The sequence below is a fragment of the Pseudomonas azotoformans genome, assembly GCF_001579805.1.
Taxonomy (GTDB): domain Bacteria; phylum Pseudomonadota; class Gammaproteobacteria; order Pseudomonadales; family Pseudomonadaceae; genus Aquipseudomonas; species Aquipseudomonas azotoformans_A.
The window spans coordinates 1,452,083-1,469,646 of sequence record NZ_CP014546.1 but is presented as its reverse complement, the minus strand read 5'-3'; the positions used below and the strand labels follow the sequence as shown (position 1 = coordinate 1,469,646).

General features: G+C 52.6%; 16 protein-coding genes. 9 read left to right on the top strand and 7 right to left on the bottom strand.

Annotated features, from left to right (window positions below; genetic code table 11):
- Positions 1 to 4: 4 nt before the first annotated feature.
- Together AYR47_RS06865 and AYR47_RS06860 are read right to left on the bottom strand one after the other, a co-directional pair.
- Positions 5 to 1,876: a copper resistance system multicopper oxidase gene (locus AYR47_RS06865; RefSeq protein ID WP_061433802.1), complete on the bottom strand. Its 1,872-nt coding sequence runs from the start codon at positions 1,874 to 1,876 to the stop codon at positions 5 to 7.
- 178 nt (positions 1,877 to 2,054) lie between these two features.
- The gene (locus AYR47_RS06860) at positions 2,055 to 2,261 is read right to left on the bottom strand and encodes a co-regulatory protein PtrA N-terminal domain-containing protein (RefSeq protein ID WP_061433800.1); all 207 of its coding nucleotides are present in this window, start codon (positions 2,259 to 2,261) and stop codon (positions 2,055 to 2,057) included.
- 385 nt (positions 2,262 to 2,646) lie between these two features.
- Between AYR47_RS06860 and flgB the strand changes: the two genes are divergently transcribed.
- Positions 2,647 to 3,060, top strand: a complete 414-nt coding sequence (gene flgB / locus AYR47_RS31850; RefSeq protein WP_082781443.1) for a flagellar basal body rod protein FlgB — start codon at positions 2,647 to 2,649, stop codon at positions 3,058 to 3,060.
- 30 nt (positions 3,061 to 3,090) lie between these two features.
- Here the strand turns inward: flgB and AYR47_RS31845 are convergent, their stop codons facing one another.
- The 5 genes from AYR47_RS31845 to AYR47_RS06840 all read right to left on the bottom strand — a co-directional run bounded on the left by AYR47_RS31845 (position 3,091) and on the right by AYR47_RS06840 (position 7,157).
- The gene (locus tag AYR47_RS31845) at positions 3,091 to 3,291 is read right to left on the bottom strand and encodes a heavy-metal-associated domain-containing protein (protein WP_074321237.1); all 201 of its coding nucleotides are present in this window, start codon (positions 3,289 to 3,291) and stop codon (positions 3,091 to 3,093) included.
- Between the two features lie 111 nt (positions 3,292 to 3,402).
- Complete coding sequence (locus tag AYR47_RS06855; RefSeq protein ID WP_080034400.1) at positions 3,403 to 5,760, bottom strand: heavy metal translocating P-type ATPase; 2,358 nt, start codon at positions 5,758 to 5,760, stop codon at positions 3,403 to 3,405.
- 2 nt (positions 5,761 to 5,762) lie between these two features.
- Positions 5,763 to 6,008, bottom strand: coding sequence for a DUF2933 domain-containing protein (locus tag AYR47_RS06850; protein ID WP_019334910.1), 246 nt, complete (start codon positions 6,006 to 6,008; stop codon positions 5,763 to 5,765).
- A 95-nt stretch (positions 6,009 to 6,103) separates the two neighbouring features.
- The gene (locus tag AYR47_RS06845; RefSeq protein ID WP_019334911.1) at positions 6,104 to 6,640 is read right to left on the bottom strand and encodes a cupredoxin domain-containing protein; all 537 of its coding nucleotides are present in this window, start codon (positions 6,638 to 6,640) and stop codon (positions 6,104 to 6,106) included.
- A 163-nt stretch (positions 6,641 to 6,803) separates the two neighbouring features.
- Complete coding sequence (locus AYR47_RS06840; protein WP_019334912.1) at positions 6,804 to 7,157, bottom strand: co-regulatory protein PtrA N-terminal domain-containing protein; 354 nt, start codon at positions 7,155 to 7,157, stop codon at positions 6,804 to 6,806.
- A 206-nt stretch (positions 7,158 to 7,363) separates the two neighbouring features.
- On the opposite strand from AYR47_RS06840, the gene AYR47_RS06835 reads away from it, so the two are divergent.
- The 8 genes from AYR47_RS06835 to AYR47_RS06810 all read left to right on the top strand — a co-directional run bounded on the left by AYR47_RS06835 (position 7,364) and on the right by AYR47_RS06810 (position 17,502).
- Positions 7,364 to 8,059, top strand: coding sequence for a heavy metal response regulator transcription factor (locus AYR47_RS06835; RefSeq protein ID WP_017341638.1), 696 nt, complete (start codon positions 7,364 to 7,366; stop codon positions 8,057 to 8,059).
- Positions 8,056 to 9,444 carry a heavy metal sensor histidine kinase gene (locus tag AYR47_RS06830; protein ID WP_032708745.1) on the top strand — a complete coding sequence of 463 codons (1,389 nt, stop codon included), beginning with the start codon at positions 8,056 to 8,058 and terminating at the stop codon, positions 9,442 to 9,444. Before AYR47_RS06835 ends, AYR47_RS06830 begins: the two co-directional genes overlap by 4 nt.
- 339 nt (positions 9,445 to 9,783) lie before the next feature.
- Complete coding sequence (gene copC / locus AYR47_RS31840) at positions 9,784 to 10,167, top strand: copper homeostasis periplasmic binding protein CopC (RefSeq protein ID WP_017341635.1); 384 nt, start codon at positions 9,784 to 9,786, stop codon at positions 10,165 to 10,167.
- A 3-nt stretch (positions 10,168 to 10,170) separates the two neighbouring features.
- Positions 10,171 to 11,109 carry a copper homeostasis membrane protein CopD gene (gene copD, locus AYR47_RS06825; RefSeq protein WP_019334915.1) on the top strand — a complete coding sequence of 313 codons (939 nt, stop codon included), beginning with the start codon at positions 10,171 to 10,173 and terminating at the stop codon, positions 11,107 to 11,109.
- A gap of 74 nt (positions 11,110 to 11,183) precedes the next feature.
- Positions 11,184 to 11,525 (top strand): hypothetical protein, encoded by a 342-nt coding sequence (locus AYR47_RS32915; RefSeq protein ID WP_074321238.1) that lies wholly within the window; start codon positions 11,184 to 11,186, stop codon positions 11,523 to 11,525.
- Positions 11,526 to 11,624: 99 nt separating this feature from the next.
- Positions 11,625 to 12,881 (top strand): TolC family protein, encoded by a 1,257-nt coding sequence (locus AYR47_RS06820; RefSeq protein WP_019334916.1) that lies wholly within the window; start codon positions 11,625 to 11,627, stop codon positions 12,879 to 12,881.
- Positions 12,878 to 14,362, top strand: a complete 1,485-nt coding sequence (locus tag AYR47_RS06815; RefSeq protein WP_019334917.1) for an efflux RND transporter periplasmic adaptor subunit — start codon at positions 12,878 to 12,880, stop codon at positions 14,360 to 14,362. Before AYR47_RS06820 ends, AYR47_RS06815 begins: the two co-directional genes overlap by 4 nt.
- Positions 14,359 to 17,502 (top strand): efflux RND transporter permease subunit, encoded by a 3,144-nt coding sequence (locus tag AYR47_RS06810; protein WP_032856641.1) that lies wholly within the window; start codon positions 14,359 to 14,361, stop codon positions 17,500 to 17,502. Before AYR47_RS06815 ends, AYR47_RS06810 begins: the two co-directional genes overlap by 4 nt.
- Positions 17,503 to 17,564: the final 62 nt, after the last annotated feature.

Below are 17,564 nucleotides of genomic sequence, written 5' to 3'. Positions count from 1 at the left end.
TCCTTTACTCATCAACCCGTACTTCACGGAACATGCCCATTTCCATATGGAAAAGCAGGTGGCAGTGATATGCCCAGCGGCCTAAGGCATCAGCGGTGACTCGATAGCTGCGTTTGGTACCAGGTGGCATATCAATCGTGTGCTTGCGCACCATGAACTTGCCGTTCTCATCCTCGAGGTCACTCCACATGCCGTGAAGGTGGATGGGGTGGGTCATCATGGTGTCGTTCACCAAGGTGATGCGCAGACGCTCGCCATACTTCAGGCGCAGCGGTTCGGCGTCAGAGAATTTGATGCCGTTGAACGACCACGAAAACTTCTCCATGTGACCGGTCAGGTGAAGCTCGATGGTGCGATTTGGCTCGCGGCCGTCAGGATCTTGGAAAGTGCTTTTCAAGTCGGAGTAAGTGAGCACTCGACGACCATTGTTCCGCAAGCCTATGCCAGGATCGTTCAGCTTTGGCGTTGGACTCATGGCTTGCATGTCAACCAAGGGATTGTTGGTTTCAGAGGCTGGATGAGTCTGCATTTCTCCACCCATACCGCCCATGCCAGCCATCCCTGACATATCGCCACTGCCCATTCCTGCCATCTTGCTGTGGTCCATGCCAGCCATGTTAGTCATGTCACCGCTGTCCATGCCGGTCATCCCGGTCATGTCACCTTGGTTCATCCCTGCCATCTTGCTGTGATCCATGCCGGCCATGTCGCCGCCGCTCATTCCACCCGAGCTGCCATGGTCCATACCAGCCATACCACCCATCCCCATGTCATCCATAGTTACTATAGGACGTGGGTCAATCGCAGGTATCGGTGCCTTTAGGCCGTCACGCACTGCAAGTGTTCCGCTGGCGTAACCTGTGCGATCCATAGACTGAGCGAAGATGGTGTAAGCCTCATCAGTAGCAGTCTCCACAATAACGTCATATGTTTCAGCTACCGCAATACGAAACTCGTCGACGCTCACCGGCTTGACATGTTGACCGTCTGCGGCAACCACGGTCATCTTCAACCCAGGAATGCGGACGTCGAAATAGCTCATGGCGGAGCCGTTGATAAAGCGCAGACGGAGTTTCTCACCCGGTTTGAAAATACCAGTCCAGTTACCGTTGGGTGCCTGGCCATTCATGAGATAGGTATAGGTATCCGCGCTGACATCGCCGAGGTCAGTAGGACTCATGTTCATCTCAGCCCACATCTTTCGATCTGCTACCGTCGAAGACCAACCTTTGCTGCTGACATCGTCTATGAAGTCTCCGACGGTGCGCTTGTGATGGTTGTAATAGCCCGATTGTTTCTTGAGCTTCGCCATAACGCGACTGGGATCTTCGTCGGTCCAGTCAGTCAACATCACCACGTAGTCGCGATCGTATTGAAACGGTTCAGGTTCTTTCGAATCGATGACGATTGGACCGTAAACGCCTGCCTGCTCCTGCAAACCCGAGTGGCTGTGATACCAGTAGGTTCCGTTCTGATGAAGCTTGAATTTGTATTCGTACATGCCATCGGGTGCGATGCCATGGAAGCTCAAGCCAGGCACACCGTCCATGTTGGCGGGTAAGATGATCCCGTGCCAATGGATTGATGTGTCTTGGTCTAGACGGTTTTTTACACGCAGAGTGACGGTCTCCCCCTCACGCCAACGCAGCAACGGTCCGGGCAATGATCCGTTGATGGTCATAGCTGTGCGAGGCGAGCCTGTGATGTTTACAGGGCTTTCACCAATAAACAGATCAAATTCGTTACCGGAGAGTACGCTCGGCATACCAGGACTTGTCACCGCCCATACAGGAGTGCGCCAAAGGCCAAGGCCGCCGAGAATGCCACCAGCGGCCAAGCCTTTCACGAATGTCCGCCTAGAGGTTTTGGAGTGCATGCCGTTATGTCCAATCAGTCAAAAGGGAAGCCGCGCGAAACAACAAATGAATTGTCTGGATGAGACTCACTCACCGTTACAAAAGACGAACTCAAACGGTAAGCGAGCTCAGAAATTGCCACATTTAAACCACCACAGTGATTACATTTCTGTCAGCTTGTGAGCGTAGCTCAAATATTTAGCAATTTTTGTGGTCCATCGCCCTGGCTTTGCTTTCCGCGACAGGAGGCTGGGCATTTTTCGTTTGGGCTATTTGGTACGATTCCATCGAGTTACTCCTGGCCGCTTCCATACGTTCGAAAGTGCGGTCACCTCCGCCTTCAGCCATAGCAAAAGAAGATACGGTCAGAGCAGCGATGACGAACAAGGTTTTGATAGGGTTCATTTGGGTTTCCTCTGATAGATGGTAGCCCCTGAATCCACAACAAAGTTGTTGATGCTCAGGGAAGAGCTTAAGGCTCAATAGGACTATAAGACTGATTCCCTGTCAGGCAGCTTAGGCCAATATTACAGTTGTGTCAGGTTCCGATATTTCTCTTGAGCTGCGATGTACTTAATCCGTATGGTCTATCCATTGTCGGAATTCGCTGAAATCAAGCTCCTAAAATTTAGCCGTTCGGTGTTCTGTGCTTTCGGTCACTTTCACAGGGCTTGACGTTTTTTGAATTTGCACCGGAGTTATAAGCCGACTCAGACGCACCACATTCAACACATAAGTGTTTGATATAGGTGAAAATGGGAAATAGTAGCGTGACGTAAGGTGGCCGCTTGTGAGCATTAATTTTGAAAAAGCGCTTGGCTCCGCAGAAAGAGCGTTAGTTTATCGCGGCCAAAGAGCTGAGGTACTTAGCAATAATATCGCTAACGCTGATACTCCTAACTTTAAGGCTAGAGATTTGGAGTTTTCTGCTGTGCTCGCCAGCCAGACAAAACGAGGCTTGGATTCTCCGTTCTCTTTGAAAACAACAAACCTAAAACATATTGCCGCAAACGAATTAGCAAGTGATGGTCAAGGTGATGGTTTGTTTTACAGCACGCCTTACCAACCTTCACTTGATCAAAATACTGTGGATGCACAGCTTGAAGTTGCAAAGTTTACTGATAACGAAATTCATTTTGAAAGCGCTTTTAATAGATTGAACGGAGCATTTAAGGGGTTGCTTAAAGCTCTGCGAGGTGATTAGTAAGATTTACCCAACAATGAAATCAGCGCCTTAAGCGCTGATTTGCGATGGGAAACCGAGTGATTCGACAGCTTTACGAACTTGCTCTGGGTTTTCGCTACTTTCAACGCTTACCTTACCTGCCGCGCGATCCACGGAAACTTTAGCCTCGCTGTCCAACGATTGAATCGCTTTAGTGATTTTGCTGACGCAGCTACCGCAACCAATGCCTGATACGTTTAAGACGAACATGGTTATTCCTCTTGTGCTGAGCGGTCTCTTTTCACCGCGATGACAGCATCAACGTTGACACCGCGGTAAGGTCAAGAGTTATGTTTTGTGGGGTGCGAGCAACGGTTTCGCTCAAGCTATATGGGTATTCCTCAGTCTCAAAGCATTGAAAACTACAGACGCAGAACTGACGCTCATGGCTAACGCAGCGATCATTGGCGACAGAAGGTGCCCCGTCAGCGGATAGAGTAGGCCTGCGGCCAAGGGAATACCCATTGAGTTGTAAAGGAAGGCGAAACCCAAGTTTTGCCGCATGTTTTTTACTGTCGCAACCGAAAGTGCCCGTGCCCGTAGAATCCCCATCAGGTCGCCTTTTACCAGCGTGAGCTGCGCGCTATTCATCGCGACATCAGTCCCTGTACCCATGGCAATGCCCACATCTGCACGCGCCAAGGCCGGTGCGTCGTTGATACCGTCGCCGGCCATGGCAACCTTTCGACCGTATCGCTGGAGGTCCGCCACCAGGCGCTCTTTGTCCTGAGGTTTAACTTCTCCATGAACCTCTTCAATACCCATCTCCTTGGCGACAGCACGTGCGGTGGTGAGCCCGTCTCCGGTGGCCATGATGATTTTTACGTTATCAGCTTTAAGCTTGGTGACTGCTTCTTTGGAGGTCGGTTTTATCGGATCTGAGACCGCCAGTAATCCTGCCAGAACCCCGTCAACTGCTAGATAGATGATGCTGATGCCTTCAAGGCGCAACAACTCTGCACGGTACTGTAAGACCTTAGTGCTTACACCGGCAGCGTCCATCAGTGCTGTGTTGCCCAGCTGTACCTTCTTGCCATCAACGAGGCCACTGACTCCAATCCCAGACCCGGACTCAAACGATTCAGGCTTGGTGAGCACGATATTTTCAGTTCGGGCATGGTCGACGATGGCGCGCGCCAAAGGATGTTCGCTGCCTTGATCAAGGCTAGCGGCCAGTTGAAGAACATCGTGTGGGTTGAAATCTGGTGTGGCCTCCACACTGTGAAATACCGGCCGTCCCTCTGTCAGGGTCCCCGTTTTATCGACAATCAGCGTGTCGATCTTGCAAAGGTTTTCAATAGCACTGGCGTCCCTGAATAGCACACCCATACTGGCGGCTTTACCCGTCGAAACCATGATCGACATGGGCGTTGCGAGACCAAGTGCACAGGGGCAAGCGATGATAAGTACGGCGACAGCGTTGATCAGGCCGAAGACCCAGCTGGGTTCCGGGCCGAATAGTCCCCAGCCTAAGAATGTCAGCAACGCAATCGCGATAACCCCCATCACAAAGTAGCCGGCGATCGAGTCGGCCATTCTTTGCATTGGCGCTTTGGAGCGTTGGGCTAGAGCGACCATTTGCACTATCTGCGACAGCATGGTGTCGGCGCCGACCTTTTGCGCCTCCATCACCAAGCTCCCGTGAGTATTAAGCGTGGCGCCGATCAAACTATCCCCTGGTCTTTTCATTACCGGCACAGGCTCACCAGTGAGCATGGACTCATCCACCGCACTTTCTCCCTCGAGCACAGAGCCATCAACTGGCACCTTTTCACCAGGTCTGACCCGCAAATGGTCGCCCAAGTGAACATGGGTAAGAGGAATGTCTTCCTCCTGACCATCGGCGTTGATCTTGCGTGCAGTTTTGGGAGATAGGCCTAGAAGGGACTTAATTGCTGCGGAGGTTTGTGACCGTGCTTTTAGCTCAAGAATCTGCCCAAGCAAGGTGAGCGAGATGATGACCGCAGCGGCTTCGAAGTAAACGCCGATGCGTCCATCTTGCATGAAGGTGGTGGGAAAACTTTGGGGAAAGAGGGTTGCTGCGACGCTGTAAAGATAAGCTGCGGAAGTACCCAAACCTATCAGAGTCCACATATTTGGACTGCGATTTCTAACAGATGCTATGCCCCTTACAAAAAAGGGCCACCCTGCCCATAAGGTAACCGGTGTCGCAAGAGCAAACTCGATCCAGTTTTGAACCGAACCATGGAAGAGTTGTAATGAATGGCCCGCCATGGCTAGAACGGTCACTATCACGGTTAAAGGCAGAGACCACCAAAAGCGGCGCGCGAAATCACGGAGCTCGGTTTTGTCATCGTCATCTAGCGCCGGAATGACAGGTTCTAATGTCATGCCACATTTTGGGCAATTGCCGGGCCCTGGCTGTTTTATTTCCGGGTGCATCGGACAGGTAAATTCAGTGGCTACTTGGCGCGCGGGTTCTGTAGCCGCGATGCTGGGTTCAGTGCTGGGATGAATACCACTGTAGTGCTCTGGAGCTGCCCGAAATTTTTCTTGGCATTTCTGGCTGCAAAACTGATAAATCTGTCCCTGATAAGACTCGCCAAATTTACTTGGAGGCGTAATCGTCATGCCGCACACCGGGTCACGTAGATCAGCGTCAGGGGGCGAGGCAGCGTGGGTAGGACCGTGATCGTGGTGGCTCGGTTTATTGGGCATAGCTATTTCTCTTCCTTGTTGGCTTGCGCCTGATTGCCATGGTCATGTGCGCCATGTCCATGCCCCAAAAAATGCATCAATGGACAGATCAACAGAATGAGATAGGGCAAGTATGGATAGACGTGGCTGAAATGCTCCCGCACCACGTAGAAGGCGCCGATCACAATGAACATAATCAGCACAACGCCTGTTTTGCGCGTCCAAAATGGGGTGGTGATGCTTCCAGCCGGATGCTGATGGTTATTCATGATCTAGACCCCAGTGTGTGAGCGAGTTGCTCTGATGTCTGCCTCAGAGCGTAGCCAACTCTTGAGGAGATGCGGGTTTAGTGGTCAGTTCAGGCTCACTTCAGGTCAAATTGACCGACCATCCCAGATTGGTAATGACCTGGCACGTTGCAGGCAAATTGAAGTCCAGTTGTATTGTTGAAGGTCCAGATCAATTCCTTTGTTGCTCCTGGCTCGATCAGCATGCTGTTCGGGTCGTTGTGTTCCATTCCAACCATCTTCATCCCTCCCATGCTGTGACCCATGCTGCCCGTCATTTTCCCTGACCCGGTGGGTGTAAGCGTTCCGTTCTGGAACATGCTCGCCATTTCTTTTTGGTGCGCCGCATGAGCGGCGGCTTGGCCGATATTGAATTCGTGCAGCAGTGCGCCCTTATTACGAAGGACAAAACGAATAGTCTCACCAGGCTTCACATCGATGTTTTTAGGCATGAAGAAAATATCACCCATCTCCACATCTACCGTACGGGTCACCGCAGAGGCGACGCCAGGCTGGCCGATGTCCTCTTTGCCATGACCTACGTCTGCCATGGCCGTCGCACCGAAGAATAGGGTGATCGCCGCAATAACTGGGGTAACGAGCTTAGCTTTCATGATGACCTCAAGAGCAAATTGAAAACACTAGCTATGCTAAAAGGATAGAGCTGCCAGCTAACTGACGTGAACACTACATTTCTGTCAGTTTCCAAGAGTAGTGCGGCGCGCATATGACGCCGTACCAACCGAGCGGATCAAACAGCCCATCGGAGGTACCCGGTTACTGATGGTTCTCAGAAAGCATCAGTTTGTGTTCGCGCTGCATTTGGTTCAAAACGTCATCAACCATAGCGTCGTGCTTTTCCATCCAGGAAAGATGTTCCTGAGGCGACATTGATGCTTTTGGGTGATCCTGATGGAGTTGGTTCATGATCTCGCCCAGCAGTTTCATATGCTCGGCCATGTGTACATGGCGCTCTCCCTCTGGGGCTTTTTCAGCTTGCACCAAGGTCGCTTCTGCTTTGTCGCGTAGGCTTTCCATACGCTCCGCAATCCGATCTGCGCCACCTTCAGCCAAAGCAGACGCTGAGATGAGTATCGAACCCACAAAGAAAAGGATTTTTAGATGATTCATGAGGAAGCTCCTTTTTAATCTGTTTTCCGGCTCCCCCAAGGTTTCATGCGGAGGCGTCGGTCGAGTACTAGGGAGTACTCATGCTCGAACCCTAGACAGCACTCGCTGACATCTACCTGAAGCCAATATTACTTTTCTGTCAGTTGCTGGTTGGCAGAAGCATTTCCTTGCAGACTCATCATCACAATCATTCGAGAGCCACCCCCATGAGACTTCTGGTTGCGGAAGACGAACCCAAAATAGGCATTTATTTGCAGCAAGGTCTTGCTGAGGCAGGGTTCAATGTTGATCGCTTTACCAATGGTAAGGAGGCGCTTCAACACGCGTTGAGCGAGGCTTATGACCTGCTGATTCTCGATGTGATGATGCCTGGGCTGGACGGATGGGAAGTACTTCAGAAGGTGCGGGCATCCGGAAAAAATGTCCCCGTGCTTTTTCTCACGGCGCGAGACCGCGTCGAGGATCGCGTCAAAGGACTTGAGCTGGGGGCAGACGATTACCTCATAAAACCCTTCGCTTTTTCTGAATTGCTGGCCCGCGTCAGAACGCTGCTGCGAAGAGGGAGTACAGCCCCCTCCCAAACTCATATGAAATTGGCTGATCTTGAGGTTGACCTGCTCAAGCGCAGGGTTGTCCGTGGAGGCAAACGTATAGATCTCACGGCCAAAGAGTTTGCGTTACTCGAATTGCTGCTCCGTCGTCGAGGTGAGGTGCTGCCTAAGTCGCTTATCGCTTCCCAGGTGTGGGACATGAACTTCGACAGCGATACTAACGTCATCGAGGTCGCCGTAAGGCGGCTCAGAGCAAAGATTGATGATGATTTTGAGGTCAAGCTTATCCACACCTCCCGAGGCATGGGCTACATGCTAGATGCGCCGGATTCTGGGACGGGGCTGGAATGAATCGAATGTCTCTGACTACCCGCATGAGCCTGATGTTCATGCTAGCTGTAACGGCGGTGCTCACCGTCGCTGGACTCAGTTTTAACAGCCTTAGCCGGCATCATTTCAAAATGCTAGATCAGCAGGCGCTGAACGAGAAGCTACACTCGACCCAAAGAATTTTGACGGGATTGAGTAGCATTGACCAGTTCAGTGATGTTAAGCCTGAGTTGGAGGCGCTGCTGGGTGCTCACCGAGATTTGACAGCCCTGATCTTCGATGGTCAGGGCAAGACCCTTTTTGCTGATCCAGGTCCAATCGATATTCCGGAAGGCTTTCGTACGACTTCAAACAACAATGTTTGGGAGTGGCGGGATGATGAGCAAACGTTCCGGGGAATAACGGCGCAAGCGATTGTGACGGGACAAGAAAAACCGCTGACCGTACTGTTGATCTTTGACGTTACGCAACATATGGCGTTCTTTGAGACGCTTGAACGCTGGTTTTTGATAGGGTTGTTTATAAGCGCGCTGGTCAGTGCGGCGCTGGGCTGGATGGTCGCGAGCAGTGGACTAAGGCCTATTCGCCAGGTTACTCAAGTCGCTGCGTCAATGTCTGCTAAATCGCTCAAAGAACGGATTCCTTTAGCGGCCGTTCCTAAAGAGCTTCAGCAGATGGTGCTTTCTTTCAATGCAATGTTATCTAGACTTGACGATGCATTTGTTCGCTTATCAAACTTCTCTGCGGACATTGCTCACGAACTACGAACACCTGTCAGCAATTTGATGACTCACACCGAAGTGGTTTTATCTAGAAAAAGGAATATTGAGGACTACGAAGACAACTTGTACTCGAATCTTGATGACCTGAAGCGTATGGGCCGGATGATTGATGACATGCTTTTTCTAGCGAAATCTGACAATGGTCTGATTTCTCATGAAAACAAACCGATAGACTTGGTAGCGCTAGTAGAAAAATTACTCGAGTACTACCGCTTGTTGGCTGATGAGCAAGGCATCGACCTTAAGGTGACAGGGAGGGGCAGCGTCCGAGGTGACGTTCTTATGCTCGACAGGGCTATCTCTAATCTGCTCTCGAATGCCCTCCGGTACACCTCCGCAGGGAAATGTATCAGCGTCAATATAAGGCAGGAAGGGACGTCAATCTCTGTCTCCGTGGAAAACCCTGGAGAACCTATCGCTCCTGAGCACCTTGAAAAACTGTTTGATCGATTTTATCGAGTGGACCCCGCTCGTAGAGAAGGAAACCCAAGTAATGCGGGGCTAGGCTTATCAATCACTCGATCCATTATCGAGTCGCATGGCGGCAAGATATGGTGCACGTCGTCAGATGGAAAAACAGCCTTTCATATACAGCTCCCATGTGCGAGTGCAGAAAATGCCTAATCAACGACACCATATACACCCGAGCAGCTATGTGGTCTTGCGAACGGTTATCACAGTGTGAACGTCGCAAAACGGAAGCCAGTTTTAACCATTTTTTCAAGAAATTCAGCGTCCCAAAGCAGGTCCAAGCTGACTGAAATGTAATCGAATAGTTTGCGTTCGTGTGGCATCGTGTACTTGCGCTGTGACGTTGGAATTCTTGTGATTATTCCTGTCCAGGCCGCCGTAGAACACGGAATTTGCTAGGTAGCTCGCCAGTGTTTTTAATAAGCGTAAAAGTAATAACTAGATACTCATCAAAAACCTAGAATCAACAGCTTTTGCTGTGAGGAGTCTTGCATGTCATTCCTTAAAACCACCACCGTAGCTGTAGCACTGACAGCGGGTTTGCTTTTGAGTGCAGTTGCTCAGGCACATCCAAAGCTGCTTTCTTCTACTCCAGCAGAAGGGTCGGATGTTGCTGCTCCTGCGAAAATTGAACTGCAATTTTCTGAGAATCTAACGACTCAGTTTTCCGGTGCTAAGCTGATCATGACCGATATGCCTGGCATGCCTAACTCCCCAATGGGCGTTAAAGCAGCCGTTGCAGGCGGTGGAGATCCTAAGACAATGGTTATTACGCCTGCATCGCCATTGACCACAGGTACTTATAAAGTTGAGTGGCGTGCCGTCTCGTCTGACACTCATCCAATCACCGGCAATTTTTCTTTCAAAGTGAAATGATTCATGAGCGACTCAATAAATATAGCTGTTCGCTTTGCTCTATATTTTGATCTGATGCTGTTATTTGGACTGGCAATATTTGGTCTTTATAGCCTGAGGGGAAAAGAGAGAGTATCGGGAGCGGTTTTAAATTTTGAGTCGCTTCTTTACAGTACATCTGTTTTAGGTGTAGCTCTGTCTCTAGCAGCCATGTTGTTGCTTGCAAAAGCTATGAGTGGTGTGTCGGGCTTCATGGAGCTACATCACCATATTTTTCAAATGGTTCTCATGGGGACTGACGTCGGTTTGACCTGGATGGTCCGGATAGTGGCGTTGCTGACGGCTGTTCTCGGCGTTGCTCTGAGTAAGCGCTTTCCGACACTCAGTCTTTGGATTGTCACTGTATGTGGCGCCATTGCGCTTGCGACGCTGGCATGGACAGGGCATGGTGCGATGGACGAAGGGAGCCGTCGTTACTGGCATTTTACTAGCGACATCTTCCATCTCTTGGCCGCAGGCGGTTGGTTGGGTGCGTTGGCAGCATTTGCACTGCTGCTGCGTTTAAAATCGCTGAAAGGTGATCAGGAAGTACGAGTTCTTGCTCGGGTACTGACAGGGTTTGAATCGGCCGGCGCGGTGATTGTAGTAATCATCAGTATAACGGGCGTGGTGAATTACCTATTTATCGTAGGACCGAGCCTCGATGAGGTGATGCTCAGCACTTATGGCCAGTTACTATTTTTGAAAATCCTGCTGTTTGCAGGGATGATCGTATTAGCCACGCTTAACCGTTTTCATCTAAGCCCCTTATTGGAGCGATCAGTTCGCAATGGCGAATACGCTGTCGCGGTGAATGCCTTGCGCCGTAGCATGAAACTTGAGTTTTCAATGGCGGTCATCATTATCTGTCTTGTCGCATGGTTAGGTACTTTAAGCCCTGTCATGGAAATGAGCGCAGCATAGACGTTGGTAACAGCCAATACAGGAGTCTTAAGGGTGAATTGTAAGGGCCATTTGCACCGTCTACACTTTAGCCCATGAAACGCTATGTGCGGTTTTGCCTGATTTTCCTAATTAGCTTGGCGCTTCCCCTTAGCGGGATGGCGGGTGTTCAAGCATCGACTGAACCATGCCCGATGAAAACCATGGGTATAGCGATGATGGATGGTATGGGTCAAGACTGCTGCCACGACATGAAAAGTACCGCTGAGCATGGCAAACCTTGTAAGTCGGGCCAGGAATGCAAAACGGGCGGCATGCTGCAAGTCTCGATCATCAAGCCTCCTATTACCTTGTCCAGTCCAATCGTTCCGCCCTTCTCCAGCCATTTCCCACTCGTACAAACCCCTTCTGGGTTATGGCGACCGCCCCGTACTTGATTCCTGTACCACACTGAGCCTCATTCCGCGTTAGCGGGATGGCATATCTGCGCGCATGTCTTATGAAGCGCGCGGTGGATCATCACAGGAATCGTGAACATGAACTCCAACTGCTTTTGCACAGGTTGGTCCCTCGTGGCCGGCCTGGCGGCAAGCGTACTGGCATTGCCGAGCCTTGCTGGTGCATTGACACTCGATGAAGCGCTGCGGCTGGCCGAAAACAATGCACCGTCGTTGACCGCACAAGACGCCAAAATTCAAGCAGCCACCAGTGCGGCCATTCCCGCTGGCGAACTACCCGATCCCAAGCTACTGCTGGGCGTGCAGAACTACCCCATTGGTGGTGCCGACAGATGGAGCATCGACCAGGACTTCATGACCATGCAAATGGTCGGGGTCAGACAGGAGATGCCCAACAGCGATAAGCGCAAAGCACGTATCGAGGTCGCGGATGCGGCTGTTGATCGAGCGTCCGCTGAGCGTCGAGTGGCGCGTCTGAACGTCCGACAGTCCACGGCATTGGCCTGGATCAGTAGCTACTCGGTTGAGCGTAAAGATGCGATGTTCCAGGACTTCTACAAAGAAAACCGTCTTCTGACCGATACCGTCAGATCTCAGATTGCGGGTGGCCGCGCCCAACCCGCCGATGCGGTGACACCTAAACAGGAAGCTGCCCAACTGGCGGAGCAGCAGGATGATTTAGTTCGCCAACGTGCACAGGCCCGGGCGGCCCTCAAGCGCTGGATTGGCCCAGCTGCCAATGACAAACCGGCGGGCAGCTTGCCTGATTGGCCCATTGAAACCTCTGGATACTCCCATAAGCTGCAACATCACCCTGAATTGGCGGCGTATGTGCCGATGACCCGTGAAGCACAAGCCAAGATCCGTGAAGCTGAGGCGGAAAAGCAATCTGACTGGAGCTGGGAATTCGACTATCAGCATCGAGGCAAACAATTCGGTGACATGGTTAGCGTCCAGTTTTCATGGGATCTCCCGCTGTTTCCTGACTCTCGGCAAAACCCCAAAATTGCGGCAAAGCACGCCGAACTCAACCAGCTTGAGGCTGAGCGGGAAGCTCTGTCGCGCGAGCATACCCAGCAACTGGAGGATGAGTTGGCCGACTACGAGCGACTCAATCGTGCAGTCAACCGTAATCAGGAAAGCTTGTTGCCGCTGGCTAAAGAAAAGGTTGAACTCACCATGGCTAGCTACCGTTCCGGCAAAGGTGATTTGAACTCGGTTGTGGCCGCCCGACGCGAACTCATCGAAGCCCGTCTCAAGCAGATTGACGTTGAAGAGCAACGTGCTCTCACCAGCGCTCGCCTGTATTTCTCTTACGGGGAGCCCGCTCAATGAATTTCAAAGTATGGAAAGGGACTTTAGTTGTCGGCATCTCGATTGCCTTGGGTGTTGCCGGAGGTTACTGGTTAGCCCAACCGCGAATGAGCGAAGTAGCTGGTGTCGAGCCGGATCAGGAAGCCAAAGCCTCTCCTGATCGAAAGGTTCTGTATTGGTATGACCCCATGTACCCACAACAGAAATTCGATAAACCGGGTAAGTCACCCTTCATGGATATGCAGATGATCCCCCAATACGCAGATACCAAGGGGGACAGCGGCGGCATTCGAATTGATCCAAGCCTGACTCAGAACCTTGGTGTGCGACTGGCTAGTGTCAGTCGAGGGGTATTTGCCTCGACACTGAACGTGGTAGGTGTTCTGGCCTTCAACGAACGGGACGTTGCAGTCATTCAGGCCCGTACGGCGGGTTTTGTCGAGCGCGTGTACGCCCATGCACCTGGTGATGTGCTGAAAGTGAATGCCGCCTTGGCAGATATCTTGGTGCCGGATTGGGCAGCTGCTCAAGAGGAATTTCTCGCCCTCAAGCGTAGTGGCGATGCTGACTTGCTGACAGCGGCCCGCCAGCGATTGAGGCTCACCGGAATGCCAACTAAGTTAATTGCTCAAGTTGAGCGCAGTGGCAAAGTTCAACCGAACCTGACTCTGACCAGCCCTATTGGTGGTGTGCTTCAAGAGCTGAGTGTGCGTGAAGGTATGACGGTGGCCGCAGGCGAGACGCTCGCGCGTGTTAATGGTTTGAGCAGTGTCTGGCTGGCCGTGGCGGTACCAGAGTCGGAGGCTGGGTCAATCGTTGTAGGGCAAGCAGCCGAAGCGCGTTTGTCCGCGCTCCCTGGAGTTGTGCTCAAGGGCGTCGTCAGTGCGATTCTTCCGGAAACCAGTTCGGACAGTCGCACACTTCGCGTTCGAGTTGAGTTACCCAATCCGGATGGCCGACTCAGGCCAGGTTTGACCGCGCAGGTAAGTCTCAATCGTTCGACGGAGCAAAGTGTTTTGTGGGTGCCGAGCGAGGCCGTCATTCGTACCGGTCGACGTACGTTGGTCATGCTCTCTGAAGACGCTGGTCGATATCGCCCGGTGGAGGTGCAGTTAGGCCAAGATAACGATGGCAAAACTCTGATATTGAAAGGCTTGGAAGAGGGGCAAAAAGTGGTGACTTCTGGCCAGTTCCTTCTCGACTCGGAGGCCAGTCTCAAGGGCGTTGTCGCAAGCTCACTGGACGTTTCGCCATCTACTGTAACCGCAGGCGCTTTGCATGAGGCCGATGGTCAGATCGTTGAGATCAACGACAAAGAAGTCACGCTCGCCCACGGTCCCTTCAGAACATTGGGTATGTCAGGCATGACGATGACTTTCCCTCTCGCCGCTCCAGCTCTGATGAAGGATCTTAAAACGGGCGACAAGGTTCGGATCGCTGTCAGCCAGACGGAAGATGGTCTGCGCGTTGAGCGTCTGGAACGCTCTGGGACCCAGCCATGATCGCGGCCCTTATTCGCTGGTCGGTGGCTAACCGCTTTCTTGTGTTGCTGGCGACGCTGTTTGTCACGGCATGGGGGATCTGGGCGGTTCAAAGTACGCCCATTGACGCACTGCCAGACCTGTCGGATGTTCAGGTAATTATCCGTACACCATATCCAGGCCAAGCCCCACAGATCGTAGAGAACCAGGTCACCTATCCATTGGCAACCACCATGCTCTCTGTGCCTGGTGCCAAGACTGTGCGCGGTTATTCCTTCTTTGGCGACAGTTTCGTTTACGTACTATTCGAAGACGGAACTGACTTGTACTGGGCTCGCTCGCGCGTATTGGAATATCTGAGCCAGATACAAAGCCGGCTTCCGGCCAGTGCCAAGCCCGCTTTAGGACCTGATGCCACTGGGGTTGGCTGGATTTTCCAGTACGCCCTGGTAGACCGAAGCGGCGGGCATGACTTGGCGCAGTTACGTGCCTTGCAGGACTGGTTCCTTAAATTCGAGCTTAAGACCCTACCGAACGTTGCGGAAGTGGCCACGGTGGGTGGCATGGTAAAGCAGTACCAGGTGCAGCTTGATCCGGTGAAGCTGGCCAGCTTGGGTATCACGCAGTCTGAAGTGACCGAGGCGATCGGCAAGGCCAATCAGGAAACTGGTGGGGCGGTGCTGGAGATGGCGGAGACCGAGTTTATTGTGCGGGCTTCCGGGTACTTGAAGACCCTCAATGACTTTCGTGCTATCCCACTCAAACTGGGCACGGGTGGTGTGCCGGTCACTCTGGGCGATGTTGCCACGATTCAGATGGGGCCTGAGATGCGTCGAGGCATCACCGAACTCGATGGCGAAGGTGAGACCGTCGGCGGCGTTGTAATTCTGCGCAGCGGTAAGAATGCTCGAGAAACCATTGCGGCGGTCAAGACCAAACTCGACGAGCTGAAAAGCAGTCTGCCGGCGGGGGTAGAAATCGTCACCACCTACGACCGCAGCAAGTTGATTGATCGTGCCGTGGAAAACCTCAGCCACAAGCTGATCGAAGAGTTCATCGTCGTCGCGTTGGTCTGCGGAATCTTTCTCTGGCACCTGCGTTCATCTCTGGTGGCAATCATCTCCCTGCCGGTTGGGGTGCTGATCGCCTTCATCGTAATGCGCTATCAGGGTATCAACGCCAACATCATGTCCCTTGGCGGGATTGCCATCGCCATCGGCGCCATGGTCGACGCTGCCGTGGTGATGATTGAAAACGCCCACAAGAAGGTCGAGGCTTGGCACGTGGCTAATCCTGGGGAGGAACTGAAAGGTGAACGTCATTGGCACGTGATGACTGAAGCGGCTGCCGAGGTAGGACCCGCATTGTTCTTCTGTCTGCTGATCATCACCCTGTCGTTCATTCCGGTGTTCACGCTGGAGGCTCAGGAAGGACGTCTATTCGGTCCATTGGCGTTCACCAAAACCTACGCTATGGCCGCAGCGGCTGGACTGTCGGTAACTCTAGTTCCGGTGTTGATGGGGTATTGGATTCGCGGACGAATTCCTAATGAGCAACAGAATCCGCTAAATCGCTGGTTGATCCGGATCTACGAGCCCGCTCTGGACGCCGTATTACGTCGACCTAAAGTAACTCTGCTGGTTGCATTGCTAGTCTTTGTCAGCGCGTTGTGGCCGATCTCTCGTCTGGGTGGTGAGTTTCTTCCCCCGTTGGACGAAGGGGACCTGCTCTATATGCCGTCAGCTCTGCCTGGATTATCGGCGCAGAAGGCCGCGCAACTGCTTCAGCAGACTGACCGTCTGATAAAGACAGTTCCAGAGGTCGAACATGTTTTCGGAAAAGCCGGCCGCGCTGAAACCGCGACTGACCCGGCACCGTTGGAAATGTTCGAGACCACCATTCAATTCAAACCACGCGAACAGTGGCGCCCAGGCATGACCCAGGAAAAGCTCGTTGAGGAGCTAGAACAAGTGGTGCGTGTCCCAGGATTAACCAACATCTGGATACCGCCTATTCGTAACCGTATCGACATGCTGGCCACCGGCATAAAAAGCCCGATTGGCGTGAAGGTTGCCGGTACCAACCTGACGGAGATCGATGCCGTCACCCAAGCCATCGAGCGTGTTGCCAAGGACGTCTCAGGTGTCAGTTCAGCGTTAGCCGAACGACTGACCGGTGGCCGCTATATTGATGTGGATATCGATCGCAAAGCTGCGGCACGCTATGGGTTAAATATTGCCGATGTGCAATCAATCGTGGCCGGCGCAATCGGCGGTGAAAACGTCGGGGAGACGATTGAAGGGTTGGCTCGTTTCCCAATTAACGTACGTTACCCTCGTGAGTGGCGGGATTCGCTCGGCGCTTTGGAGCAGTTGCCGATCTACACCCCGCTAGGCAGCCAGATCACCCTTGGCACCGTGGCGAAGATCAAGGTCAACGACGGGCCGCCAATGCTCAAGAGTGAGAACGCACGGCCTTCAGGCTGGGTGTACATCGATGTGCGTGGCCGGGACATTGCCTCCGTAGTCGCCGATCTACGCCGGGTCGTCAGTGAGCAGGTCAAGTTGCAGCCCGGCATGAGCCTGAGCTACTCAGGTCAGTTCGAGTTTCTCGAAAGGGCCAACGCACGACTCAAACTGGTGGTGCCTGCCACGCTGTTGATCATCTTCGTGTTGCTCTACCTGACATTTGCACGCCTTGATGAGGCTTTGCTGATTATGGCCACGCTGCCATTCGCTCTCACGGGCGGGGCATGGTTTCTCTATCTGTTGGGATTCAACCTGTCGGTTGCCACCGGGGTCGGCTTTATCGCCTTGGCCGGTGTTTCTGCCGAATTTGGCGTGATCATGCTGCTCTACCTGAAAAATGCATGGACCGAGCGTCAAGACCTCGGTGACAACACAGAACGCGGGTTGATGGCCGCGATTTGTGAAGGCGCTGTCCAGCGCGTTCGACCTAAGGCTATGACCGTGGCAGTGGTTATCGCTGGTTTGTTACCTATACTTTTGGGAGGCGGTTCCGGTAGCGAGGTTATGAGCCGCATTGCCGCCCCGATGATTGGCGGTATGGTTACGGCACCCTTGCTATCGCTGTTTGTGATCCCGGCGGCCTATCACCTCATGCGTCGTCGACACTTGTCCGTTGAGCCTGGCAAGCACTGACGCGTAAAAACGCATACGAAAGGGGCTGCGCTTGCAGCCTCGTTTGAGCTGCGCAGCTCGTT

Bases quoted from the DNA above. Each gene is read 5' to 3' on its own strand.
- AYR47_RS06865 (WP_061433802.1), bottom strand. From the start codon at position 1,876: ATGCACTCCAAAACCTCTAGGCGGACATTCGTGAAAGGCTTGGCCGCT.
- AYR47_RS06860 (WP_061433800.1), bottom strand. From the start codon at position 2,261: ATGAACCCTATCAAAACCTTGTTCGTCATCGCTGCTCTGACCGTATCT.
- AYR47_RS31845 (WP_074321237.1), bottom strand. From the start codon at position 3,291: ATGTTCGTCTTAAACGTATCAGGCATTGGTTGCGGTAGCTGCGTCAGC.
- AYR47_RS06855 (WP_080034400.1), bottom strand. From the start codon at position 5,760: ATGCCCAATAAACCGAGCCACCACGATCACGGTCCTACCCACGCTGCC.
- AYR47_RS06850 (WP_019334910.1), bottom strand. From the start codon at position 6,008: ATGAATAACCATCAGCATCCGGCTGGAAGCATCACCACCCCATTTTGG.
- AYR47_RS06845 (WP_019334911.1), bottom strand. From the start codon at position 6,640: ATGAAAGCTAAGCTCGTTACCCCAGTTATTGCGGCGATCACCCTATTC.
- AYR47_RS06840 (WP_019334912.1), bottom strand. From the start codon at position 7,157: ATGAATCATCTAAAAATCCTTTTCTTTGTGGGTTCGATACTCATCTCA.
- AYR47_RS06835 (WP_017341638.1), top strand. From the start codon at position 7,364: ATGAGACTTCTGGTTGCGGAAGACGAACCCAAAATAGGCATTTATTTG.
- AYR47_RS06830 (WP_032708745.1), top strand. From the start codon at position 8,056: ATGAATCGAATGTCTCTGACTACCCGCATGAGCCTGATGTTCATGCTA.
- copC (WP_017341635.1), top strand. From the start codon at position 9,784: ATGTCATTCCTTAAAACCACCACCGTAGCTGTAGCACTGACAGCGGGT.
- copD (WP_019334915.1), top strand. From the start codon at position 10,171: ATGAGCGACTCAATAAATATAGCTGTTCGCTTTGCTCTATATTTTGAT.
- AYR47_RS32915 (WP_074321238.1), top strand. From the start codon at position 11,184: ATGAAACGCTATGTGCGGTTTTGCCTGATTTTCCTAATTAGCTTGGCG.
- AYR47_RS06820 (WP_019334916.1), top strand. From the start codon at position 11,625: ATGAACTCCAACTGCTTTTGCACAGGTTGGTCCCTCGTGGCCGGCCTG.
- AYR47_RS06815 (WP_019334917.1), top strand. From the start codon at position 12,878: ATGAATTTCAAAGTATGGAAAGGGACTTTAGTTGTCGGCATCTCGATT.
- AYR47_RS06810 (WP_032856641.1), top strand. From the start codon at position 14,359: ATGATCGCGGCCCTTATTCGCTGGTCGGTGGCTAACCGCTTTCTTGTG.